Below are 22,209 nucleotides of genomic sequence, written 5' to 3'. Positions count from 1 at the left end.
TTTGTGTGGGTCTTGGCATTTGGGAAAAGGTGAATCCATGAGTCGTATTTACCTTGACCACAATGCAACGACCCCTCTGCGCCCCGAGGCCCGAGAGGCGATGATCGCGGCGATGGATTTGTGCGGCAACCCATCTTCTGTCCATGCCGAGGGTCGCGCGGCGAAGGCACTGATCGAGCGTGCTCGCGCTCAAGTCGCCGCGGCATTCGGAGCGGATGGTGCCGATATCGTGTTTACATCAGGTTCGACCGAAGGTGCGGCGCTTGCGCTGGCCGGTCGCGGTCTGCATGGCTCGGCCGTGGAACATGACGCAGTCAGGTCGTGGATCACCGAGGATCTTATCGCGGATGCGTCTGGCCGGGTTGACGTCGTCGATCCCGAGGCTTCGACTCTGCAGCTTGCTAATTCGGAAACCGGGATTGTTCAGACGCTGCCAGCGGGTCTGGCGGTCACTGACGCGACGCAGGCATTTGGCAAGCTACCGGTTGCCTTCAACTGGTTGGGCGCGCAGATGGCTTTGATTTCGGCGCACAAACTGGGCGGTCCGAAAGGTGTTGGCGCAGTCGTGATGAAACGTGGAACCGATTTGGCCGCCCAGATCAAAGGTGGCGGTCAGGAAATGGGTCGTCGCTCGGGAACGGAAAATGTCATTGGAATCGCGGGATTTGGGGCTGCGGCTGAAGCGGCTGCCCGCGATCTGGCCAATGGTGTTTGGGAACAAGTGAAAGAATTTAGAAATATTCTAGAAATGGCTCTTGAGGCCGGTTCTAAATCTACTATTTTTATCGGGAAAGAGCAGGACCGCCTGCCAAACACCCTGTGTTTTGCTACCCCCGGTTGGAAGGGCGAAACCCAGGTGATGCAGATGGATCTGGCAGGATTTGCGGTAAGCGCAGGTTCGGCCTGCTCAAGCGGAAAGGTGCGCGCTAGCGCGGTCCTTACCGCGATGGGATTCGATGAGGTTACAGCTGCCAGCGCGATACGCGTGTCGCTGGGACCTTCGACGACAGAAGAGAACGTGCTGCGCTTTGCTGAAGCGTGGTTGGAAAAAGAAAAGAAACATCGCGCGCGTGCCGCGTGACCTGACGGAGAAAACGACATGGCCGCATTGGACCAGACCCAGGTAAAAGAAGGCGTCGATCAGGAAACCGTTGACGCGGTGCGCGAGGTCGGAACCTACAAATACGGCTGGGATACTGATATCGAGATGGAGTACGCACCCAAGGGTGTGAACCCCGATATCGTTCGACTGATCTCTGAAAAAAACGAAGAGCCCGAGTGGATGACCGAATGGCGTTTGTCGGCCTTCGAACGCTGGACCAAAATGGACGAGCCGAAATGGGCGATGGTCCATTATCCGCCAATCGACTTTCAGGACCAGTATTACTACGCCCGTCCGAAATCGATGGAAGAAAAGCCGAAATCGCTGGATGAGGTCGACCCCAAGCTGCTGGCAACCTACGAAAAGCTTGGCATTCCCTTGAAAGAACAGATGATTCTGGCCGGTGTTGAAGGTGCGGAAAACATCCCCGCGGAAGGGCGCAAGGTTGCTGTGGATGCTGTTTTCGACTCCGTGTCTGTCGGAACGACGTTCCAGGATGAACTGGCAAAGCATGGCGTGATCTTCTGCTCAATCTCTGAGGCGATCAAAGAGCACCCCGAACTGGTCAAAAAGTATCTCGGCACTGTTGTTCCGGTGTCGGATAACTTCTACGCCACATTGAACTCGGCCGTGTTTTCGGATGGTTCATTCGTTTATATCCCGCCGGGCGTTCGCTGCCCGATGGAGTTGAGCACCTATTTCCGCATCAACGCAGAAAACACGGGTCAGTTCGAACGGACGCTTATCATTGCTGATAAGGGCTCTTACGTCTCGTATCTGGAAGGCTGCACCGCACCTCAGCGTGATACGGCGCAGCTGCATGCCGCTGTGGTTGAAATCATCGTCGAAGAAGACGCCGAGGTTAAATACTCGACCGTTCAGAACTGGTTCCCTGGGGATGAGAACGGCAAGGGCGGCATCTACAACTTTGTGACCAAGCGCGCCGATTGTCGCGGTGATCGGTCCAAGGTGATGTGGACACAGGTGGAAACCGGCTCTGCTGTAACGTGGAAATATCCGTCTTGCATCCTGCGCGGCAATGAAAGCCAGGGCGAGTTCTACTCGATCGCGATCACGAACAACATGCAACAGGCAGATACCGGCACGAAGATGGTGCATTTGGGTAAGAACACCAAGTCGCGCATCGTGTCCAAGGGTATCAGCGCGGGCAAGGCACAAAATACCTATCGCGGCCTGGTGTCGATGCACCCCAAGGCAAAAGACAGCCGGAACTACACGCAATGCGACAGCTTGTTGATCGGCGACAAATGCGGCGCCCACACGGTTCCGTATATCGAGGTCAAAAACAACTCGAGCCGTGTTGAGCACGAGGCGACGACGTCCAAAGTGGATGACGATCAGCTCTTCTATTGCCGTCAGCGCGGTATGGACGAAGAAGAAGCCGTGGCGCTGGTCGTCAACGGGTTCTGCAAGGATGTCCTGCAGGCACTGCCGATGGAATTTGCCATGGAAGCACAGCAATTGGTCGCCATCAGCCTCGAAGGGTCTGTGGGCTGACCTCCTGCTTTCCATCTACTCAAAAATAAGGGGGGCAAGCGCCCCTCAAGCGATACCCCAAAGGACAAAACATGCTGGAAATCAAGAACCTGCACGTACAGCTGGAAGAAGAAGATAAGCGGATTCTCAAAGGCGTAGACCTCACGGTCGAGGCCGGTAAAGTACACGCGATTATGGGGCCGAACGGCTCGGGCAAATCAACGCTCAGCTATGTGCTGTCCGGACGTGACGGGTATGAAGTCACCGAAGGCTCGGCCACGCTGGACGGGCAAGACCTGCTTGAGATGGAGCCTGAAGAGCGCGCCGCGGCTGGTATCTTCCTTGCATTCCAGTATCCGGTCGAAATCCCGGGTGTTGGAAACATGACCTTTCTGCGGACTGCAGTGAACGCACAGCGAAAGGCTCGTGGCGAAGATGAACTGTCGGCGGCTGAATTCCTGAAGGTTGTTCGTGAGAAAGCGAAGTCGTTGAAGATTGATGCTGACATGCTCAAGCGTCCGGTGAACGTCGGGTTTTCGGGCGGTGAGAAGAAGCGCAATGAAATCCTGCAAATGGCGATGCTTGAGCCTAAGATGTGCATCCTGGATGAAACCGACTCGGGCCTTGATGTGGACGCGATGAAGCTGGTGTCCGAAGGTGTGAATGCACTGCGTGATGCGGGCCGTGGTTTTCTTGTGATTACCCACTATCAGCGTTTGCTTGATCACATCAAACCAGACGTCGTTCACATCATGGCGGATGGGCGTATCGTGAAATCCGGCGGCCCTGAACTGGCGCTGGAAGTCGAACATAACGGGTATTCCGACATCCTGGCCGAGGTGAACTAATGGCCCTGCCGCAAGCAAAACAAACCGCAACCGAGGCGCGGCTAGCGTCTCTGACGATGCCGGATCCGGGCTGCACGAAGGCAGCGCGTGAGGGCGCTTTGGCTCGTGTAAATCAAATGGGCCTGCCGGGTCGCCGTGATGAATACTGGAAGTATACCCAACCCGACACGCTCGTTTCACCGCAAGCAACGCAAGCGGCTGTATTGAATGCAGGCGAACCCTTGGTGTTCAGCGATGTGGATCGCCTGTCTATTGTCTTTATCGACGGCGTTTTCAGCCCGGAAGATTCGGACGATCTGACCCTTGAGGGTGTAACGATCGACCGTCTGGAGGATATCTGCTGCAAGGACATCCATTGGGCCAAAGAGTTGTATGGCAAGCTGGAAGAGCGGGGCCAGACCCCGGTGCAGCGACCGTTGGCGGCGCTGAATACGGCATATGCAACGGATGGTGTTGCCATTCACGTTACGGGTAAGCCGTCCAAGCCCATCAACTTTGTCTATCGCCATGAATCAGAGACATCAGATGCGATCCTGCATCACGTCATCCGTGTTGAAAGCGATGCGGAGGTGACCATATTGGAAACCGGTCCGGCGGCGTCTCGGTTCAACAAGTGCATGGAGATTGACATTGCGGACAATGGCACGCTGCATCACATCCGTGCGCAGGGTCGCGATCACGAGCGGCGCGCTGTTACGCATATGTTCACTCGGCTGGGCAAAGAATCGACGTACAAGTCATTCACCCTCACCGTGAATGGCGTTCTGACCCGTAACGAACAGGTCGTGGAACTGACCGGTGATGATGCGGTTGCCCATGTGGCTGGCGCGTGTGTTGGGGATGGAGATTTCCTCCATGATGACACGGTGTTTATCACCCATGACGCAGTGAACTGCGAAAGCCGCCAAGTTTTCAAGAAGGTCCTGCGCAACGGAGCAACCGGCGTGTTCCAGGGCAAGATTCTGGTTAAAGAAGGTGCTCAGAAAACGGATGGGTACCAGATCAGTCAATCTCTGCTTCTGGATGATGATAGCCAGTTCCTCGCCAAGCCCGAGCTTGAGATCTATGCAGATGACGTGGCCTGTTCGCACGGCTCGACATCAGGCGCAATCGACGAGACTGCGTTGTTCTACCTGCGCTCGCGGGGCGTTCCATACAAGGATGCGACGAACATGCTGACCCTGGCCTTTCTGGCCGAGGCGGTAGACGAGATCGAAGACCGTGCGTTGGCGGAAGAGATCGTGACCCGTCTGGAAGGCTGGTTAGCGCGGCGTAGCTGATGCCTCTGACAGCAGATATCGTGGCCACGTATCGGGGGCCGGGGCGGGTGGTGCGCCGTCTGCTTGATCTTGGGCAGCGGGAAGACAGGGCGCTGATCTTCGTCATGGGGTTCTGCGTGATAGCCTTTATCGCGCAGCTTCCGGCGCTTGCGCGCAGGGCACATCTGGAAGGGCTGGAGTTGAATATGCTGATGGGCGGAGCTTTGTTGGGCTCCGTAATCATCCTGCCTCTGGTTCTATATGTGCTTGCGTTCGTGTCCTATGGTGCGGCACGTTTGGCTGGCGGACGCGGTTCGGCCTATGGTGCCAGGCTTGCGCTCTTTTGGGCATTGTTGTCGTCCACACCTCTGGTGCTGCTGAATGGCCTTGTCGCAGGCTTCTTGGGACCCGGCCCGGCACTGACACTTGTCGGGGTCATATGGCTTGCGGTTTTTATCTGGTTCTGGCTGGCAGGCCTCCGACAAGCGCAAAGGCAAGCGGAATGAATAGCATAACTTTGGGCAACCTCGCGGTGATGACCCTGACCAACCCGGCCGAGGCCGCGCGTCATCTACTGGCCTTTCGCCCCGGACGCGAAGTTCTGTGGCTTGGTTTTTTTCTGGCCGTCGTACTGAATGGTCTGGTGCAGTTCGGTTTTGATTACCTTATGCCAGTTCCGGATGGCTTCGAAGCCCCGCCGCCTGAACCGATTTTCATGGGTCTGGTTCGTTCCGGAGCCCTGATACTTTTCAGTATTGCGGCGTTCCTTTTGGCCGGACGTCTGCTTGGCGGGGTCGCCTCTTTTACTGAGATCATGACGCTGACAATCTGGCTGCAATACCTACAGATTACGGCAATGTTCATCACCCTGGTGCTTGCTATTGCGATGCCGTTTCTGATGGTACTGTTTCTGTTTGCCACCGCGATAGTGAGCCTTTACGTCACGCTCCATTTTCTTAATGAAGCGCATAAATTCGGAACGCTCTGGAAGTCTTTCGGGGTCATTGTGCTGTCTGCCTTGATCGCATTGCCGTTTGTCCTGGCACTGACACCCAGCGGACCGGTATAGGGATAGAAATACCATGTATGACGTAGAAAAAATTCGCGCAGATTTTCCAATCCTATCGCGCGAGGTGAACGGAAAGCCGCTGACCTATCTGGACAACGGTGCCTCGGCGCAGAAGCCGCAGGTCGTGATAGATGCTGTAACCCGTGCATATTCCGAGGAGTATTCGAATGTGCATCGCGGTCTGCATTTCCTGTCCAATCTGGCGACCGAGAAATACGAGGCCGTGCGCGGAACGATCGCCAAGTTTCTTGGGGCAGTGAATGAGAATGAAATCGTACTGAACTCGGGCACGACCGAAGGTATCAATCTGGTTGCCTACGGCTGGGCCATGCCGCGTCTACAAGCTGGTGATGAGATTGTTCTCAGCGTCATGGAGCATCACGCCAATATCGTGCCCTGGCATTTTCTGCGTGAACGTCAGGGCGTTGTCCTGAAATGGGTCGATGTGGATGCGGATGGCGGGCTGGATCCGCAGGCTGTGATTGATGCGATTGGCCCCAAAACCAAGCTTGTGGCTGTAACACATTGCTCGAATGTTCTGGGAACAGTAGTTGACGTGAAGGCAATCACCGAAGGCGCGCATGCCAAGGGTGTGCCAGTACTGGTCGATGGCAGCCAAGGCGCCGTGCACTTGCCGGTCAACGTTAAGGATATTGGCTGCGACTTTTACGCGATCACCGGCCACAAGCTCTATGGTCCGTCTGGTTCGGGTGCGATTTATATCAAGTCCGAGCGCATGGCCGAGATGCGCCCCTTCATAGGTGGCGGGGACATGATCAAAGAGGTTAGCAAGGATCAGGTGATCTACAACGATCCGCCCATGAAATTCGAGGCTGGTACACCTGGCATCGTGCAGACGATAGGTCTGGGTGTTGCGCTTGAATATATGATGGATCTGGGTATGACGAACATCGCTGCGCATGAGGCTGGTCTGCGTGACTATGCGATGCAAAAGCTAACTGGTCTGAACTGGTTGCAGATGCAGGGCACTCGTCCCGACAAGGCCGCGATCTTCAGCTTTTCGCTGGACGGGGCAGGTCATGCGCATGACGTCTCCACTATTCTCGACAAGAAAGGTGTTGCCGTACGGGCGGGCCACCATTGCGCTGGTCCGCTGATGGATTTCTACGGCGTGACTGCAACCTGCCGGGCGAGTTTTGGCCTCTATAACACCAAGGATGAGGTCGATACCCTGATCGACGCGCTTGAATTGGCGCATGATCTCTTTGCGTGAAACTTGACCGATCCGGGCTGATTTGCAGTTGCACCCGGATCGGAACAAGGTTAGCTAACGGCACAGGCACCTGTAGCTCAGCTGGATAGAGCGCTGCCCTCCGAAGGCAGAGGCCAGAGGTTCGAATCCTCTCAGGTGCGCCATACTCTTCACTTGGACCTGAGCTAATCAAATTGCGCTGACGTTTATACTGCGCGTCGTTTTCGTTTGAGCCACTCCGCAAAAACAAAGAGCCCCCACGGGCGCTCATCGTTCAGAAGTATTCCCCAAGGGCGTTAACCGCCCCAGCTGCGAACTTCACCACAATCCATATGGACAAAATTTGAGCGCGAATACTTGCCGACGCCGCCAGCGCGACAGGATATGGCAGCCCGTGCCATTTGCGAAACCGAACGTGAAGAGAGACGCAAATCCGCCGCCTGACCTTTCATGTGGAGCGAGTTTTTGGCAACTCTGCGCGAGCGGGATCGAAGCATTGCGTTTGTTTTGGGCGAACGGTAGCCGGACAGCAACATATAAGGCTCGTTGACATCCAGCAGATTGTGCGCGGCCGCCATGATGTCGATCGTGCGTAAATCCATGTCTTTGACCTGATCGGTCCGCCAATCGCGCATGAAATGATTTACTTCTTTAACGGCATCTTTGATGTATTTTCCGTCTACCCAATAAACCATGTCGATCCGCTCACCCGTGCGACCGGAATACATGCGTATGCGCCTGATATCCCCTCCACCCCGAAGGAAACCCGCTGCATTGGAATAAGTCGGTGAAGCCACAACTGCCGTGGCCGCAAATGCACCCAATAGGGCACGTCGGGTTAACCCCGAAGTACTGCTCATCGTCATTTTAGTTTCGTCCCGTACTGTTCCTGCCTGCACACGATGTTACGCGCGCCTTCTTAATTATTTCCCATCCCAGATGCGCAATTTATGCCACAGTCGGATTCGCCCGCCAAGAAGTCTTTCAGATTCAGGTTTTCTAGGGGGAATTTTCGGCGATTTTTTGCGCAGGTGATGAAATTATGTATAATACCGGGGCATATGGCGGCAAGGAACCGCCGTGCGATGCAAACACGCATCACGCGCTTGAAGATGCGTTTTATTAGTACATTTGTGAATAGACAAGCCATCGGGGTCGCCACCATATTTAGCGAGAGCGCACCCCAGCAGCAGAAAATAACGAATAATCAAGGCGATCTTATGATTTCAGGTTTTCGGACGCGTACTGTTATTGTCTTTACCGCACTATTTGTGTCTTCGGCTTCCATGGCGAGTGCCGAGCCACGGTCTTCAACGGCGTTTCAAATGGCCGTGGCCGAGTTCGTACCTACGGGCTCGGGGGTTGCAGAGTTTTACCGTGAAAACGGGTTTGCCCCGGTTTGGGTGGGCGAAACTCCTGAGCATGTGGCACGCCGGTCGAGGTTGATTCAGGCGCTCGCCTCGACGGATATGCATGGTTTGCCGCAAGGATCGTATAGCGTTCAGACCCTTATTGATAAGATGCAAACGGCGCGGACAACGCGCGACCTTGGTGCCGTGGAAATCAAACTGAGCAAGGCGTTTGTGGAATATGCGCGCAACCTTCAATCCGGTGTGCTGCGCCCGTCTGAGATCGACGATGGCCTGGTGCGAAAAGTTGAGAGGGTTTCAGCCAAGGACCATTTGAATGGGCTAGTCGCCGCGCAAGACGATACCTATTTTGATCAGCTGGCCCCGCAGACGACCCAATATCGCGCGTTGATGAAACAAAAGATGGCTTTGGAGACACTCGTCAACCAAGGCGGGTGGGGGCCGACGGTTCCGGTGTCCAAACTGGAATATGGTGATACCGGTCCGAATGTAATTAAGCTGCGCAACCGGTTGGTTTCTATGGGATATCTGCGGCCAACCGCCAACCCTGAATTCGACGGCGCGATGCTGATCGCAGTAAAGGCATTTCAGGCTGACCACGGGCTTGCGACAGACGGCGTTGCCGGGCAAGGCACCATCACTGAGCTGAACCGGAGCGCGTCGGAAAGGCTCAAAGCCGTGTATGTCGCGCTGGAGCGTGAGCGCTGGTTGCCGCGTGAACGCGGAGAACGCCACATTCTGGTGAACCAAGCTGATTTTTCAGCCAAGATTGTTGATGACGGATTAGTCACGTTTGAAACACGCACTGTCATTGGCAAAAATACTCACGATCGTCGCAGCCCTGAGTTCTCAGACGAGATGGAGCATTTGGTGATCAACCCTAGTTGGTACGTTCCGCGCTCGATCATCACCAAAGAGTATCTACCTAAACTGCAGTCCAACCCAAATGCGGTTGGGCATATCCACATCACGGATCGAAGCGGCCGTCAGGTAAACCGTGCAGCGGTGGATTTCACTCAGTTCAATGCTCGGAACTTCCCGTTTGCGATGCGTCAACCGCCGAGCCAAAGCAACGCTTTGGGCTTGGTCAAGTTCATGTTCCCTAACAAATACAACATCTATCTACATGATACGCCTCAGAAAAACCTGTTCGCGCGCGAGGTTCGGGCCTTTTCGCATGGGTGTATCCGCTTGGCAGATCCGTTTGAGTTTGCCTATGCACTTTTGGCGAAGCAGGAAGAAGATCCAAAGGCGTTCTTCCATCGCATTCTAGCCACAGGCAAGGAAACCACTGTTCAGTTGGAAGAACACGTGCCGGTCCATCTGATCTATCGCACGGCCTATATCGGCCCAAAGGGCGAGGTTCAGTATCGCCGCGATGTTTATGACCGTGATCGGAAAATCTGGGAAGCTTTGCAAAAGGCGGGGGTGGCCCTGCCGGACGTTCAGGGGTAATCAGCGGGGCAGATCCTTAATCAGAGAAGCCCCATGCAGTATTCAATCCAGCAAATAGCCGAGGCCCTGGGCGCCGAATATCGCGGCGATGGTAACCTTGTTGTCGCGCGTGCCGCTGAACCGGCAGACGCCGGTCCTACGGACCTAGCGATGGCGATGTCTCCGAAATATGCCGAGGCGCTGAACGGTGGTTCAGCGAAAGCGGCTGTTTTGTGGGAAGGCGCAGACTGGCAGGCAATGGGGCTGAAGGCTGCGATTTTTGTTGTCAGACCACGCATGGCAATGTCTGGAATCACAGCGATGTTGGACCGAGGGCAGGGCGTTGAGCCGGGCATTCACCCCTCGGCTGTGATAGACCCAAGCGCCGAAATCGGCGAGAGCGCCTCGGTCGGGCCACTTACAGTTATCGGAGCACGGGCTCGCATCGGTAATGGTGCGGTAGTCGGACCTCACTGCGTTATCGGGGTTGATGCGGTTTTGGGGGAAAACGTGGTATTGCGAGAGATGGTCAGCATCGGTGCGCGTGTGCAGATTGGCGACCGCTTTATTGCGCAACCCGGCGCGAGGATCGGGGCCGATGGGTTCAGTTTTGTCACGCCCGAGGTTTCAGATGTTGAAAACGTCCGCAAAACGATGGGTGACAAAGGCGATGCGCAGGCGCAAAGCTGGCAGCGCATTCACTCGCTGGGCGCAGTTGAGATCGGGGATGATGTCGAGGTCGGTGCCAATTGCACGGTCGATAACGGGACAATTCGAAACACCCGCATCGGCAACGGGACCAAGCTGGATAACCTTGTACATATTGGGCACAACACGCGTGTTGGTCAGGACTGTTTGATTTGCGGCCAAGCTGGAGTGTCCGGTTCGGTTGAAATTGGAAACAATGTGGTACTCGGTGGCCAGACCGGCGTGGTGGACAACATCTTTATTGGCGATGGCGTCATTGCGGGAGGCGGCACCAAAATCCTTTCGAATGTACCTGCGGGCCGGGTCATCATGGGCTACCCGGCCGTAAAAATGGAAACGCATACAGACATTTACAAAACGCAACGGCGCTTGCCCAGACTGGCACGTGACGTCGAGGCGCTGAAAAAGGCTGTTTTCAAACAGCCCCCGAGCGATTAAATCACCCCCAACGGGATAATCAGAGGACCGACATGAGCATCACCGACCGCGTCATCGCAATCATTGCTGAGCAGGCCGTGCTGGAGCCTTCGGACGTTACACCTGAAAGTACGCTTGAGGATTTGGGGATCGACAGTTTGGGATTGGTCGAGAGCATTTTTGCAATCGAGGAAGAGTTCGATATCTCGGTACCCTTCAACGCGAACGAACCGGAAGCCAGCGATTTTGACATATCGAACGTTGCCGCCATCATCACCGGTATTGAAAAACTTGTGTCTGAAAAAGTCTGACATAACAGCATGAAACGCGTTGTTATTACCGGGGCAGGGACGATCAATTCGCTGGGTCATTCCGTCCCCGACACGTTCGAAGCCATGCGCGAAGGGCGTTGCGGTATCTCAGAGCTTGAGTTCCGCGATGTTGAGCGGCTGTCTATCCAAATCGGCGGTCAGGTGCGCGGGTTCGAGGCGGAAGGGCGCTTCAACCGCCAACAAATGAGCTTGTATGATCGCTTTACGCAATTCACGCTGACAGCAGCGAAAGAAGCGATTGACCAATCCGGAATCGAATTTCATGGTGACCTCGCAGCCCGCTCCGGGGTGGTGCTTGGTACTGCGGGTGGTGGTGTTTCGACTTGGGATGACAACTATCGTTCGGTTTACGAGGATGGCAAAAACCGCGTTCACCCCTTTGTTGTTCCCAAGTTGATGAATAATGCAGCGGCCAGTCATGTCTCGATGGAGCACAATCTAAAAGGGCCAAGCTTCACCGTCTCGACCGCTTGCGCCTCATCCAATCACGCAATGGCGCTGGCGTTTCAGATGGTCCGAAGTGGCGCGGCACCGGCGATGCTAACGGGTGGGTCGGAATCCATGCTGTGCTTTGGTGGCGTGAAGGCCTGGGAAGGGTTGCGCGTCATGTCCAAGGATGCCTGCCGACCGTTCAGTGCCAACCGCAACGGGATGGTGCAGGGCGAAGGCGCTGGTATCTTCGTCTTTGAAGAATACGATCGCGCGCGCGCGCGCGGCGCGGATATCCTTTGTGAGGTCGTTGGCTTTGCCATGTCATCTGACGCGACTGACATCGTGATGCCTAGCAAACAGGGGGCGGCGCGGGCAATGTCCGGGGCGTTGGCTGATGCGCGTTTGGATGCGGATCAGGTTGGCTATATCAACGCCCATGGCACCGGTACGGCCGCGAATGATAAAACCGAATGCGCAGCAGTGGCCGACGTGTTTGGGCCGCATGCAGATGATCTGATGATCTCGTCAACGAAATCTATGCATGGTCACCTTATCGGCGGCACGGGCGCAGTTGAGTTGCTGGCTTGTATTATGGCCTTGCGCGACGGTGTGATCGCTCCGACCATTGGCTATGAAGAGCCTGACCCGGAATGCGCGTTGGACGTAGTGCCCAACGATGCGCGTGAAGCCAAGGTCACCGTGGCGCTAAGTAATGCGTTTGCATTCGGCGGTTTGAACGCAGTTCTGGCGCTGAAAAAAGTTTGATTAGTGCACGCTGGAAGCAAAAACGCCACCGTTTCAACCCGGTGGCGTTTTTCAGTCAGTTCTGATTGACGCTCAGACCGTCGAAAGCCGCCGTAAATCCGTTAAGTGACATGTCCATCTGCAACACTTGATCGGGGAAACGCGCGGGGACCAGAGATACCACGGCCTTTGAACCGGACTTCATCGCCTCGATTTCTGGCTGGCTAAAGCCTAACTGAGCAATGCAACCAACGGGAACACAGTGATGATAGTTGTATAGTTTCCGCGGCGCGCCATCGATGGACAGGGCAAGCTGCGCTTGCAATAGCGTTTCCAACGGCACGATCACGTTAGCCCAGGCAACCGCCGCGCCGCCTTCGGGAAGCTTGCCAATTGTCACTTCGGCCAGCGGCTCACCCTGTTGACCGTTGAGGATTTGAACCATGGCGCAGGGATCTTCGCCGGTTTGGGCCTTGATGCACGAGATTTCCCAATCACCGGAGGTTTCGCGAACGAACTGCTCTCCGACACGAGGGCCGGTGGTACCAAGGTCCAGCCCGTTTTCCGCAGGCGCGGTTTCGGTCCCTTGCGACTGCGCCTCTTGCGCGCTGACCGCGCCAGAAATCAGCACGGCGGCTGATAAAGTAAGCGATAGAAGTTTCTTGATCATGAATGCCTCAGCACGTTGGTTGAGCTTTTTTGTGGGTCTTACCACCCTTGGATTATAGTGTCAGGTGTTAAGCTGCAAAATAGGGGAGATGTGATCGGATTTTTGCCATTTCACTTGTTGCGGCGGCACATTGTCCAGCAAAAAAGGGAGCCGGTGGAGCGGCCCCCTTTCGTAAATTTTTCTCCCCGTCGGACTGGCCGACTTAGTTATGCGCAAACGTTACGAAAGGCAGACGCAAGGGTCAACTGAAAACCTGAATTTTTAATGGAAAATCAAGTCTTGCTTAAAAAAACCGCGCCCGAAGGCGCGGTCAGTCGACAGGGAGGAAGTTTGCCGTCTGTCGCCTTGGGCAACGCAGTCGGCAAATTCACTATCGCAGTCAAAGGTTAACTTTGTATGCTGTTGGCAGATCGATGGAAATTAAGGCCATATAAAAATGGATAAAAATGTATTTTTGGGCGGTGCTGGTGAAGACTACAAACAGCCTCAGTCATTGACGTTGAAATATGCCAACCGACATGGGTTGATTGCAGGTGCTACGGGCACAGGCAAAACGGTAACTCTTCAAATTCTTGCCGAGGGGTTTTCGAAGGCTGGCGTTCCGGTGTTTTTATCCGATGTCAAAGGGGATTTATCCGGGCTAGCCAAAGCTGGCAGTGAAGGTCACAAACTTCATCAGGCGTTTCAGGATCGTGCTTCGCGCATCGGATTTACGGATTATGTATATGCCGCGTGTCCAGTGACATTCTGGGATCTTTTCGGTGAACAAGGCCACCCGGTGCGAACCACCGTGACCGAGATGGGCCCGTTGCTTTTGTCCCGCCTCATGAACCTGAGCGAGGCGCAGGAGGGAATACTGAATATCGCTTTCCGCGTGGCAGACGAAGAAGGAATGCCTCTGCTGGACCTTAAGGACTTGCAGGCGTTGTTGGTGTGGATCGGTGAGAACCGTGCGCAATTGTCATTGCGCTACGGCAACGTCTCGACGGCTTCGGTGGGCGCGATCCAGCGACGCTTACTTGTTCTTGAAAATGAAGGGGGCACAAATCTGTTTGGCGAACCCGCGCTGGAATTGTCTGATCTGATGCGGACAGATGAAAACGGACAGGGGGTGGTGAATATCCTGGCTTCGGACAAGTTGATGGGGTCGCCACGCCTATATGCTACGTTTCTGTTGTGGCTGCTGAGTGAACTCTTCGAAGAACTGCCCGAAGTCGGCGACCCGGATAAGCCGAAACTGGTGTTTTTCTTTGACGAAGCGCATCTGCTGTTTGAAGACGCGCCCAAAGTTCTTGTGGACAAGGTCGAGCAGGTCGCGCGCCTGATCAGGTCCAAAGGGGTTGGGGTCTATTTCATCTCACAGAATCCGGCGGACATTCCAGAGGACATTCTTGGCCAATTAGGGAACCGCGTTCAGCACGCCTTGCGCGCGTTCACTGCGCGTGACCGGAAGAACCTGCGTCTTGCCGCTGAAACATATCGCGAGAATCCCGCTTTTGATACGGAAACCGCAATCCGAGAGGTTGGTGTTGGTGAGGCGGTAACATCCATGTTGCAGAAGAAAGGTGTGCCCGGGATCGTGGAGCGGACCTTGATCCGCCCGCCGGCCACCCACTTGGGTCCAATCGCCCCGGCCGACCGAAAAGCGGTTTTGGCCGCGTCGCCCATGCAAGCCAAATACGGTGAGCTGAAAGACCGTAAGTCAGCCTTCGAAATCTTGAAAGCACGGGCTGATCAGGCCGCACTGGCCGCTGCGGAGGCCGAAGAAAACGAAGAAAAGCAAACCATGGCTGAACGTGAATTTGCTACGGCCAGGCGCTATTCCGGCAGTCGGGTCGGTCGGTCGTCCTCGCGGGGAATGCGGCAGAAAGATACCTTCGCCTCAGCGATGAGCGAGGCCGTGATCAAAGAGTTGAAGGGAACAACCGGTCGCAAGATTGTTCGCGGCATTCTGGGCGGGCTGTTCCGGGCCAAGTAGATACAAGGCCCGGCGCGACGGAAAGATTTCGATTGCCGATCTTATTGATTCAGCCGGCGTTGGCCTTCCTGCCGGCAATAGTTGTCCGCTTCGGGTACGGACATTTTCGTGGCCGGGAAGTCGATGGCGCGGTCCCATACGACACGGTTCTGACGGTAAAGCTGACAGGTCACCTCACCCTTTGGGGTTTGAACCTTTACTGGTTCAGTCTCTAGATCTTTGGGGGATGGGATACATGCGGCGAGGCTGGCGACAACCGGCAGCACAAGGATACAGCGGATAAACGATGTTTTCATATGTCGTCTTCTTACTCTTGAGGGGTGGCCTGACGTCGAAGTATTAAGTGTTTGTTTGACAGTAAGGGTGACTTTGCGGAGATCGGGGGCTTGCTCGATGTTGGTTTGGTTTAGTCAGCTTTGGCTTTTGAAGCAATAAACTGATCCGTTATCGCCCCTTGATCTCAGGATTTACCCCTTAGCCCCGTTTATTTCTCTGGGATTAGACCTCTTGGACTGAACCTGAGGACAATCAGCAGAATCAAACCCATGGTGAGCAAGCGCATATGCGCGGCGCTTTCGATCAAATGTGCCTTAAGCGCACTACCGTCAGGCATCCCCGCAGTGATCAGGTTCATAAGCCACAAGCCGATGGGTTCCACCTGTACCCAGAGGAACCAGATCAAAAACGCCCCAAGAACGGCGCCGAAATTGTTTCCAGACCCCCCAACGATCACCATCACCCAGACCAGGAAGGTAAACCGCAGCGGTTGGTACGCGCTGGGGGTCAGCTGCCCGTCCAGCGTGGTCATCATCGCGCCCGCGATGCCACAGATGGCAGAACCCAGAACAAAGATTTGCAGGTGGCGACGCGTAACGTCTTTGCCCATTGCTTCGGCTGCAACCTCATTGTCGCGAATGGCACGCATCATGCGGCCCCAAGGGCTGCGCAGGGCCTTCTGTGCCATCCACAGCAGCATTAGCAGTACAATCAGGAAAAGCAGCGAATAGCCGAGCTTGACCGACAGGGTCGAGGCGGTGACCGCGTCCAAGCCGAACCACTCGGCCCGCGCGACGAAGCCGGGATCATTTTGCAGGTCAACCTCATAGCCGACGACAGGGGCAGGGCGCGGAATGCCGTAGACATTCTTGACACCACGGGCCAGCCAGTCTTCGTTCTTCAGGATCGCAATGATGATCTCGGCAATCCCCAGCGTCGCAATCGCCAGATAGTCTGATCGTAGGCCAAGCGCCGTTTTTCCGATCAGCCAAGCGGCCCCGGCAGCTAAAAGGCCGCCCGCTGGCCACGCCAGCAACACAGGCAAATTAAGACCCCCAAGGTTTCCTGCGATAGCAGGGTCAATCGCTTCGACCGCTGCCGCGTTGGGGTCGAAGATCGCGCGATAAACAAAAAAGCCGATGATAAGAATTGCGATGATCGAAAGGGTCTGCATCCGACCCTTTGACATCTTCTGCGCGACGAACACGGCAGCGACCACAGTCGCCGCGCCCAGCAGTAACGCCAGCACTATGCCGTACCCGCCGGCCGACCATGCTCCGGGCGTCACTGGTGTAGATATCAAAACAACCGCTAGCCCGCCCAAGGCGACAAAACCCATCACGCCGACGTTGAACAGACCGGCAAAGCCCCACTGAAGGTTTACCCCAATCGCCATGATGGCTGAGATCAGGCCCATGTTCAGGATCAGGATCGCGGCGTTCCAGCTTTGGGTAAACCCGGTCAGAAGGATTAAACCGCCGACAAGGACGAAAAGCAGCGTGTTTTTGACGGGCTCGCTCATACTGCTTTCCCCTTAAACAGACCTGTGGGTTTGAACAGAAGCACAATCAGCAAAATCACAAAGCTGACGGCGAATTTGTAGTCGGTGGACAGAAGCTGCACCAATCCTGATGGCTCAAGGCTTTCCGGTGCCAGATAGGTCAGCACCTTTTTCCAGGCATAGGTGATGGTTACCTCGGAAAAGGCGATGATGAACCCGCCAGCGATGGCTCCGATAGGGTTGCCAAGGCCGCCCACGATGGCCGAGGCGAAGATCGGCAGTAAAAGCTGGAAATAGACGAAGGGCTTAAAGCTCTTGTCCAGCCCGTAAAGCACGCCAGCGGTGGTCGCCAGCGCCGCGACAATGATCCAAGTGATCATCACAACGCGTTCGGGGTTGATACCAGACAGCAGCGCCAGATCCTCGTTATCGGAATAGGCGCGCATCGACTTTCCCGTACGGGTTTTGTTGAGGAACCAGAACAGCAGCGCCACGGCGACAACGGCAACAACAACCGTGATCGCTTGCGAGGTGCGGATGGCCAGCCCCTCATCAAGGCCCGTCAGTGTTCTGAAGTCGCGCGCAGAAATCAGAAACCGTGCCCCATCCGAGAAACGCTGATCATCCGGCCCGATGATGAACCGCACAAGACCGTTCATGATGAACATCACGCCCATTGAAACGATCACGAGGATAACGGGCTTGGCCTTTTGTTCCCTGTAAAAACGATAGACCAGACGGTCCGTGATCAGCACCAGAACGATACAGCCCAGAATGGCAAAAGGCAGAGCGAGCAAGGCGGTTGGCAGTGGCCCGAAACCGATCCCGGCGGCCTGCAACCCCCACGTGACCAGCACCGCGATCATCGCGCCAAAGGCCATCGTATCGCCATGGGCAAAGTTCGAGAACCGCAGGATGCCATAGATCAGAGTCACACCCAAAGCGCCCAGCGCCAACTGGCTGCCATAGGCGATTGCGGGAACAAGGACGAAGTTGGAGAGCGCAACAAGGGCGTTGAGGAAGTCCATTAGATCGTTACCTCATTGTCCAAGATCGTTTGTTTTTTTGGCTCAAATTCAAGGTGAGCAAACACAATAGAAACTATCACTGGTGTCACCCCCCCAAGAAACTCTTACGCACTTCGGGATCGGCCAGCAGTTCCTTGCCCGTGCCGGTATACGCATTCCGCCCCTGAACCAGCACATATCCCTTGTCCGCAATCTCCAAAGCTTGCCGAGCATTCTGTTCGACCATCAAGATCGGCAACCCGGTGCGCGAGACCTCGATGATCCGGTCAAACAGCTCATCCATCACGATGGGTGAGACGCCGGCGGTGGGCTCATCCAGCATCAGCACCTTTGGCTGCGTCATCAACGCGCGGCCCACGGCGACTTGTTGGCGTTGACCGCCTGACAGCTCTCCGGCCGCCTGATTGCGCTTGTCGCGGAGGATGGGGAAGAGGTCATAGACCTGCTCCATCGTCTGACTGATGTCGTCGCGGCGGATGAAGGCGCCCATTTCCAGGTTTTCTTCAACCGTCATCGACGTAAAGATATTCGAGGTTTGCGGCACAAACCCCATCCCTTTGATCACGCGGTCCTGCGGCGAGAGATTGGTGATATCCTCACCATCCAGCCGCACGCTGCCCGAGCGTACGTCCAGCATCCCGAACAGTGCCTTCATCGCGGTTGATTTACCGGCTCCGTTCGGGCCGACGATAACCGCGATCTCACCTTTGTTGGCGGAAATCGTGCAGTCATGCAAAATGTCCGGCCCTTTGCCGTAGCCACCGGTCATGGTGTCGCCGATCAGGAAGGGGCCGCCTGCAACTTTAAATGTCGCGCCGCTTTTGCGATGCGCCGGGGTCATGGTTCCGACGCCATGCGGATTGGTGATCGAGGCGTCCTTATTGCCCTTGTCGTCGTGATAAGGGTTGTCGGTTTTGCCAGCGGTCATGTTTGGGCCTCCAGCTTGTCTTTGTTCTTCAGGCCAGTGCCCAGATAGGCCTCGATCACGTGCTCGTTGGCCTTGATCTCGTCCAGAGTACCTTCGGCGAGAACCTTACCCTCGGCCATGCAAATGACCGGATCGCAAATCTTGCCGATGAAATCCATGTCATGCTCAATGACAACGAAGGTATAGCCGCGCTCTTTGTTCAGGCGGATGATCGTGTCGGCGATGGTCATCAGCAGCGTGCGGTTCACGCCTGCCCCGACCTCGTCGAGAAACACGATCTTGGCATCGACCATCATGGTGCGACCCAGCTCTAACAGCTTTTTCTGTCCGCCCGAGACCTGACCGGCCTTGTGATCGGCAAGGTGTTCGATGGTTAGGAATTCCAGAACCTCGTCAGCTTTGGCCTGCAACGCGCGCTCTTCATTCGCGATACGCTTGCGGCCAAACCAGGTGTTCCAGAGCGATTCTCCAGATTGCGCGCCGGGAACCATCATCAGGTTTTCGCGGCAGGTCATCGACGAAAACTCATGCGCGATCTGGAACGTACGCAACAAACCCTTGTGAAACAACTCGTGCGGCGGCAGGCCGGTGATATCCTCGCCATCCATGAAAACGCGGCCGCTGGTCGGTGGAAGAACACCCGCGATCACATTAAACAGCGTTGTTTTTCCGGCCCCGTTTGGCCCGATCAGGCCGGTGATCGAACCCTTCTGGATTTCCAGCGATGCCCCGTCCACCGCATGAAATCCGCCGAAATGCTTGTGCACGTTTTCGACGACGATCATCTTTTCCCCTTGCCGCCTTTTTTGGCGCTTTGTCCCGCCCCGTTTGCCGGGGTGCGGCCTTTTTTCACTGAAACAGCCCGGACACAAGGCCCGGGCTGCTTGTTTTTATGACTGTTAACGCCAGATCAACGGAAGTTAACGGTTTTGTTTTCGCCGTCGGTTACTTCGATCTCACGATATGAGCCCGCGCTTTCACCGGGGCCGATCAATTCAACGCCTGATGCGCCGACATAGTCGATGTCCTGACCTGCCGCCAGCAGTTCCAGACCCTTGGCCAGTTCTCCGGGATAGATTTTCTCGCCAGGTTCATTGGCAACTTCCATGATTTTCGCGCCATAGTCCGCCGGGTTGGTCGAACCCGCGGCCTGCATGGCCAGCATGAACAGGGCAGCAGCATCATAGGATTCAGGCGAGTACGGTGACGAACCGTCAAACCCTTCGGCTTCGGCCATCGCAAAGTACTTTTCAGCACCTTCTCCACCAGAACCGGCGATTTGACCGAAGGAACCGTTTAGGTCAGGTCCGACATTGGCAGGCAGCGAGTCGCCAATCATGCCACCGGGCAAACCGAACGTGTCGAACGCACCGCTGTCCAGTGCTGCCTGGATAATACCCAGACCGCCCTGGTCGAGATAACCCGCGACAACCAGAATGTCGCCACCAGCCGAGGCCAGCGCGCCGACTTCTGCCGAGTAATCCGCTTTACCGTCTTCGTGCGCAGCGACGATCGTGACTTCACCGCCCGAAGCTTCGAAAGACGACTGGATCGCATCCGCAAGACCTTTGCCGTAGTCGTTGTTGGTGTAGGTCAGCGCAATCGAGCTGATACCGCGATCATTCAGAATGTCTGCCATTACCTGACCTTCGCGCGCATCCGACGGAGCAGTACGGAAGAACAGACCGTTATCTTCCATTGTCGACAAACCGGGCGAGGTCGCCGAGGGCGAGATCATAACCATGCCGTTCGGAATTGCGACGTTCTGAAGGATTGCACCGGTAACGCCCGAGCAATCTCCGCCAATGATGCCGGCAACACCGTCCGCGATCATGCGTTCACCGTTCGACGTGGCAAGGCCGTTGTCTATGCAGCCAGTGTCGGCGCGGGACGCAGTGACTGTTGCACCGTCCAGAAGCTTGCCGGATTCGGTGACTTCCGCCATCGCCAGTTCAGCACCCGAACCCATGGCAGGCGCCAGCGATTCAATCGGTCCGGTAAAACCGAAAAGAACGCCGAGTTTTACGTCTTCGGCCATGGCTGTGCCGGCCAGTAGAGCAGTTGCTGCAGTTGCAGTAAGCAGCTTTTTCATTAGGTTACTCCCATGTTGGAACATTTTCTTCCTGCTCAAGACCCTAGGCAAGCTGTCACAAAAAGAAAAGTCCCAACGAAAAAGTGTTTTTGCGGCTTGGAACTCTATCTGTTTTCATGACGCGCGCGATCGCGAAACTGGGTCGGAATACGACGGAGGGCTTTTATGATTCGGGCTTTTGTAATTTTGGGTCTAGCTTGGGCCGGAATAGCGAGCGCACAAAACGTGCAAACATCGCAAGGCGCGGTTGAGCTTACTGAAATGGTAAGCGGCTTGGATACACCCTGGGCCGTGGACATATTGCCCGACAACAGCTTTCTTGTGACAGAACGCGGCGGAGACCTGTTACATGTCCGCGATGGGGTAAAGCAGCGCGTGCGCGGTGTGCCGAAGGTTGCCGCAAATGGGCAGGGTGGATTGTTGGATGTCACCATCGCAAGAGACTTCGCGCAAACCCGGGAAATTTTTCTGACTTTTGCTAAGCGCCAGTTCCGCAAAGCAGGGACTTCGCTGGCGGTTGCGCGCCTGTCGGAAGACGGCGACAGGCTTACCAAAGTACGTGTGATCTTTGAAGCCGTGCCGGGCGGCCGTACCGGCAAGCATTTCGGATCGCGCGTTGTGGAAGCCAACGATGGCACCCTGTTTGTCACGATCGGTGACCGAGGGGACCGGCCTGCCGCCCAAGATACAACAAACCACATCGGATCGGTGATCCGCGTCAATCGCAACGGGACCATCCCTGAGGACAATCCATTTGTTGATGATGACGATGTTCGGTCCGAAATCTGGTCGTTCGGCCATCGCAACCCGCAAGGGGCCGGTCTGGACGCTGAGGGGCGGCTCTGGATTTCCGAGCATGGCGCACGGGGTGGGGATGAGATCAATCTTGTCAAGCCGGGCTTAAACTATGGCTGGCCGGTCATCTCTTACGGCGTTCACTACTCCGGTGAGAAAATCGGCGAGGGAACCTCGAAACCCGGAATGGAACAGCCAGAGCATTATTGGGACCCGTCCATCGCCCCATCGGGCTTGATGGTGTATTCCGGCAAACTGTGGCCGGAATGGACGGGTGATATCTTTGTCGGTTCGCTCAAGTTCGACTACATCGCCCGGCTCGCAGGATCCCCGCTGCGCGAGGTTGAGCAGATCAAAGGCGCGGAAACAGAACGTGTGCGCGATGTCGTTGAGGCTCCGGACGGGTCGATATGGTTTATTTCAGTCGGGCAGGGCGCGGTTTACAGGATGACGCCACCTGACTTGGGCTAAGGGAGGCTCGCGGAATAGATAAGCGCGCGGTTTCATCGTACCGCA

21 protein-coding genes and 1 tRNA gene are annotated in these 22,209 nt (G+C 55.7%); 14 read left to right on the top strand and 8 right to left on the bottom strand.

Annotation, left to right across the window (positions count from 1 at the left end; all coding sequences use genetic code 11):
• The first annotated feature begins 37 nt into the window (after positions 1 to 37).
• The 8 genes from LCM21_RS01320 to LCM21_RS01285 all read left to right on the top strand — a co-directional run bounded on the left by LCM21_RS01320 (position 38) and on the right by LCM21_RS01285 (position 7,152).
• Positions 38 to 1,081 carry a cysteine desulfurase family protein gene (locus tag LCM21_RS01320; RefSeq protein WP_224888980.1) on the top strand — a complete coding sequence of 348 codons (1,044 nt, stop codon included), beginning with the start codon at positions 38 to 40 and terminating at the stop codon, positions 1,079 to 1,081.
• Positions 1,082 to 1,099: 18 nt separating this feature from the next.
• On the top strand, positions 1,100 to 2,620 hold the full coding sequence (gene sufB, locus LCM21_RS01315; RefSeq protein ID WP_068331308.1) for a Fe-S cluster assembly protein SufB: 1,521 nt from the start codon (positions 1,100 to 1,102) through the stop codon (positions 2,618 to 2,620).
• Positions 2,621 to 2,691: 71 nt separating this feature from the next.
• Positions 2,692 to 3,447, top strand: coding sequence for a Fe-S cluster assembly ATPase SufC (sufC, locus tag LCM21_RS01310; protein ID WP_224888979.1), 756 nt, complete (start codon positions 2,692 to 2,694; stop codon positions 3,445 to 3,447).
• Positions 3,447 to 4,727 carry a SufB/SufD family protein gene (locus tag LCM21_RS01305; protein WP_224888978.1) on the top strand — a complete coding sequence of 427 codons (1,281 nt, stop codon included), beginning with the start codon at positions 3,447 to 3,449 and terminating at the stop codon, positions 4,725 to 4,727. Before sufC ends, LCM21_RS01305 begins: the two co-directional genes overlap by 1 nt.
• Complete coding sequence (locus tag LCM21_RS01300; protein WP_068331302.1) at positions 4,727 to 5,212, top strand: YIP1 family protein; 486 nt, start codon at positions 4,727 to 4,729, stop codon at positions 5,210 to 5,212. Before LCM21_RS01305 ends, LCM21_RS01300 begins: the two co-directional genes overlap by 1 nt.
• Positions 5,209 to 5,775 carry a Yip1 family protein gene (locus LCM21_RS01295; protein ID WP_068331299.1) on the top strand — a complete coding sequence of 189 codons (567 nt, stop codon included), beginning with the start codon at positions 5,209 to 5,211 and terminating at the stop codon, positions 5,773 to 5,775. The genes LCM21_RS01300 and LCM21_RS01295 overlap by 4 nt, the downstream gene beginning before the upstream one ends.
• Positions 5,776 to 5,788: 13 nt before the next feature.
• Positions 5,789 to 7,009: a cysteine desulfurase gene (locus LCM21_RS01290; RefSeq protein ID WP_224888977.1), complete on the top strand. Its 1,221-nt coding sequence runs from the start codon at positions 5,789 to 5,791 to the stop codon at positions 7,007 to 7,009.
• Positions 7,010 to 7,075: 66 nt separating this feature from the next.
• Positions 7,076 to 7,152 (top strand) — tRNA-Arg (locus LCM21_RS01285).
• Between the two features lie 132 nt (positions 7,153 to 7,284).
• Here LCM21_RS01285 and mepK read toward each other — a convergent pair.
• Entirely contained in the window at positions 7,285 to 7,854 is a 570-nt protein-coding gene (gene mepK, locus LCM21_RS01280) for a peptidoglycan L,D-endopeptidase MepK (RefSeq protein ID WP_068331295.1), read from the bottom strand.
• 354 nt (positions 7,855 to 8,208) lie between these two features.
• On the opposite strand from mepK, the gene LCM21_RS01275 reads away from it, so the two are divergent.
• From LCM21_RS01275 to LCM21_RS01260, 4 genes are read left to right on the top strand one after another with little or no spacing between them, the layout of a single operon-like run.
• A complete protein-coding gene (locus LCM21_RS01275; protein WP_224888976.1) occupies positions 8,209 to 9,813 on the top strand; it encodes a L,D-transpeptidase family protein in 1,605 nt (534 codons plus the stop codon).
• A 33-nt stretch (positions 9,814 to 9,846) separates the two neighbouring features.
• Positions 9,847 to 10,938: a UDP-3-O-(3-hydroxymyristoyl)glucosamine N-acyltransferase gene (gene lpxD, locus LCM21_RS01270; RefSeq protein ID WP_224888975.1), complete on the top strand. Its 1,092-nt coding sequence runs from the start codon at positions 9,847 to 9,849 to the stop codon at positions 10,936 to 10,938.
• Positions 10,939 to 10,970: 32 nt separating this feature from the next.
• Positions 10,971 to 11,228: an acyl carrier protein gene (locus LCM21_RS01265; protein ID WP_068331289.1), complete on the top strand. Its 258-nt coding sequence runs from the start codon at positions 10,971 to 10,973 to the stop codon at positions 11,226 to 11,228.
• A 9-nt stretch (positions 11,229 to 11,237) separates the two neighbouring features.
• A complete protein-coding gene (locus LCM21_RS01260; RefSeq protein ID WP_224888974.1) occupies positions 11,238 to 12,446 on the top strand; it encodes a beta-ketoacyl-[acyl-carrier-protein] synthase family protein in 1,209 nt (402 codons plus the stop codon).
• Between the two features lie 55 nt (positions 12,447 to 12,501).
• On the opposite strand, the gene LCM21_RS01255 is transcribed toward LCM21_RS01260, so the two are convergent.
• A complete protein-coding gene (locus LCM21_RS01255) occupies positions 12,502 to 13,095 on the bottom strand; it encodes an invasion associated locus B family protein (protein WP_068331285.1) in 594 nt (197 codons plus the stop codon).
• Positions 13,096 to 13,531: 436 nt separating this feature from the next.
• Here LCM21_RS01255 and LCM21_RS01250 point away from each other — a divergent pair, with 436 nt between their 5' ends.
• Positions 13,532 to 15,073 (top strand): helicase HerA-like domain-containing protein, encoded by a 1,542-nt coding sequence (locus tag LCM21_RS01250; RefSeq protein ID WP_224888973.1) that lies wholly within the window; start codon positions 13,532 to 13,534, stop codon positions 15,071 to 15,073.
• 41 nt (positions 15,074 to 15,114) lie between these two features.
• On the opposite strand, the gene LCM21_RS01245 is transcribed toward LCM21_RS01250, so the two are convergent.
• The 6 genes from LCM21_RS01245 to LCM21_RS01220 all read right to left on the bottom strand — a co-directional run bounded on the left by LCM21_RS01245 (position 15,115) and on the right by LCM21_RS01220 (position 20,898).
• Positions 15,115 to 15,369 carry a hypothetical protein gene (locus tag LCM21_RS01245; RefSeq protein WP_224888972.1) on the bottom strand — a complete coding sequence of 85 codons (255 nt, stop codon included), beginning with the start codon at positions 15,367 to 15,369 and terminating at the stop codon, positions 15,115 to 15,117.
• A 188-nt stretch (positions 15,370 to 15,557) separates the two neighbouring features.
• Positions 15,558 to 16,871, bottom strand: coding sequence for a branched-chain amino acid ABC transporter permease (locus LCM21_RS01240; protein WP_068331279.1), 1,314 nt, complete (start codon positions 16,869 to 16,871; stop codon positions 15,558 to 15,560).
• The gene (locus tag LCM21_RS01235; protein ID WP_224888971.1) at positions 16,868 to 17,878 is read right to left on the bottom strand and encodes a branched-chain amino acid ABC transporter permease; all 1,011 of its coding nucleotides are present in this window, start codon (positions 17,876 to 17,878) and stop codon (positions 16,868 to 16,870) included. Before LCM21_RS01235 ends, LCM21_RS01240 begins: the two co-directional genes overlap by 4 nt.
• 85 nt (positions 17,879 to 17,963) lie before the next feature.
• The gene (locus LCM21_RS01230; protein ID WP_082677354.1) at positions 17,964 to 18,806 is read right to left on the bottom strand and encodes an ABC transporter ATP-binding protein; all 843 of its coding nucleotides are present in this window, start codon (positions 18,804 to 18,806) and stop codon (positions 17,964 to 17,966) included.
• A complete protein-coding gene (locus LCM21_RS01225; protein WP_224888970.1) occupies positions 18,803 to 19,591 on the bottom strand; it encodes an ABC transporter ATP-binding protein in 789 nt (262 codons plus the stop codon). Before LCM21_RS01225 ends, LCM21_RS01230 begins: the two co-directional genes overlap by 4 nt.
• Positions 19,592 to 19,716: 125 nt before the next feature.
• The gene (locus LCM21_RS01220; protein WP_224888969.1) at positions 19,717 to 20,898 is read right to left on the bottom strand and encodes an ABC transporter substrate-binding protein; all 1,182 of its coding nucleotides are present in this window, start codon (positions 20,896 to 20,898) and stop codon (positions 19,717 to 19,719) included.
• Between the two features lie 165 nt (positions 20,899 to 21,063).
• Here LCM21_RS01220 and LCM21_RS01215 point away from each other — a divergent pair, with 165 nt between their 5' ends.
• Complete coding sequence (locus LCM21_RS01215; RefSeq protein WP_224888968.1) at positions 21,064 to 22,164, top strand: PQQ-dependent sugar dehydrogenase; 1,101 nt, start codon at positions 21,064 to 21,066, stop codon at positions 22,162 to 22,164.
• Positions 22,165 to 22,209 lie beyond the last annotated feature (45 nt).

The organism is Ruegeria profundi (genome assembly GCF_020171505.1).
Taxonomy (GTDB): Bacteria; Pseudomonadota; Alphaproteobacteria; order Rhodobacterales; family Rhodobacteraceae; genus Ruegeria; species Ruegeria profundi.
This window is presented reverse-complemented; position numbering and strand designations above follow the sequence as displayed.

What these genes read in the sequence shown, in the direction of transcription:
- LCM21_RS01295 (WP_068331299.1), top strand. Translation starts at nt 5,209, where the DNA reads ATGAATAGCATAACTTTGGGCAACCTCGCGGTGATGACCCTGACCAAC.
- LCM21_RS01265 (WP_068331289.1), top strand. Translation starts at nt 10,971, where the DNA reads ATGAGCATCACCGACCGCGTCATCGCAATCATTGCTGAGCAGGCCGTG.
- LCM21_RS01275 (WP_224888976.1), top strand. Translation starts at nt 8,209, where the DNA reads ATGATTTCAGGTTTTCGGACGCGTACTGTTATTGTCTTTACCGCACTA.
- sufC (WP_224888979.1), top strand. Translation starts at nt 2,692, where the DNA reads ATGCTGGAAATCAAGAACCTGCACGTACAGCTGGAAGAAGAAGATAAG.
- mepK (WP_068331295.1), bottom strand. Translation starts at nt 7,854, where the DNA reads ATGACGATGAGCAGTACTTCGGGGTTAACCCGACGTGCCCTATTGGGT.
- LCM21_RS01225 (WP_224888970.1), bottom strand. Translation starts at nt 19,591, where the DNA reads ATGATCGTCGTCGAAAACGTGCACAAGCATTTCGGCGGATTTCATGCG.
- LCM21_RS01220 (WP_224888969.1), bottom strand. Translation starts at nt 20,898, where the DNA reads ATGAAAAAGCTGCTTACTGCAACTGCAGCAACTGCTCTACTGGCCGGC.
- LCM21_RS01300 (WP_068331302.1), top strand. Translation starts at nt 4,727, where the DNA reads ATGCCTCTGACAGCAGATATCGTGGCCACGTATCGGGGGCCGGGGCGG.
- LCM21_RS01240 (WP_068331279.1), bottom strand. Translation starts at nt 16,871, where the DNA reads ATGAGCGAGCCCGTCAAAAACACGCTGCTTTTCGTCCTTGTCGGCGGT.
- LCM21_RS01255 (WP_068331285.1), bottom strand. Translation starts at nt 13,095, where the DNA reads ATGATCAAGAAACTTCTATCGCTTACTTTATCAGCCGCCGTGCTGATT.
- LCM21_RS01215 (WP_224888968.1), top strand. Translation starts at nt 21,064, where the DNA reads ATGATTCGGGCTTTTGTAATTTTGGGTCTAGCTTGGGCCGGAATAGCG.
- LCM21_RS01235 (WP_224888971.1), bottom strand. Translation starts at nt 17,878, where the DNA reads ATGGACTTCCTCAACGCCCTTGTTGCGCTCTCCAACTTCGTCCTTGTT.
- LCM21_RS01230 (WP_082677354.1), bottom strand. Translation starts at nt 18,806, where the DNA reads ATGACCGCTGGCAAAACCGACAACCCTTATCACGACGACAAGGGCAAT.
- LCM21_RS01260 (WP_224888974.1), top strand. Translation starts at nt 11,238, where the DNA reads ATGAAACGCGTTGTTATTACCGGGGCAGGGACGATCAATTCGCTGGGT.
- LCM21_RS01320 (WP_224888980.1), top strand. Translation starts at nt 38, where the DNA reads ATGAGTCGTATTTACCTTGACCACAATGCAACGACCCCTCTGCGCCCC.
- LCM21_RS01290 (WP_224888977.1), top strand. Translation starts at nt 5,789, where the DNA reads ATGTATGACGTAGAAAAAATTCGCGCAGATTTTCCAATCCTATCGCGC.
- LCM21_RS01250 (WP_224888973.1), top strand. Translation starts at nt 13,532, where the DNA reads ATGGATAAAAATGTATTTTTGGGCGGTGCTGGTGAAGACTACAAACAG.
- lpxD (WP_224888975.1), top strand. Translation starts at nt 9,847, where the DNA reads ATGCAGTATTCAATCCAGCAAATAGCCGAGGCCCTGGGCGCCGAATAT.
- LCM21_RS01245 (WP_224888972.1), bottom strand. Translation starts at nt 15,369, where the DNA reads ATGAAAACATCGTTTATCCGCTGTATCCTTGTGCTGCCGGTTGTCGCC.
- LCM21_RS01305 (WP_224888978.1), top strand. Translation starts at nt 3,447, where the DNA reads ATGGCCCTGCCGCAAGCAAAACAAACCGCAACCGAGGCGCGGCTAGCG.
- sufB (WP_068331308.1), top strand. Translation starts at nt 1,100, where the DNA reads ATGGCCGCATTGGACCAGACCCAGGTAAAAGAAGGCGTCGATCAGGAA.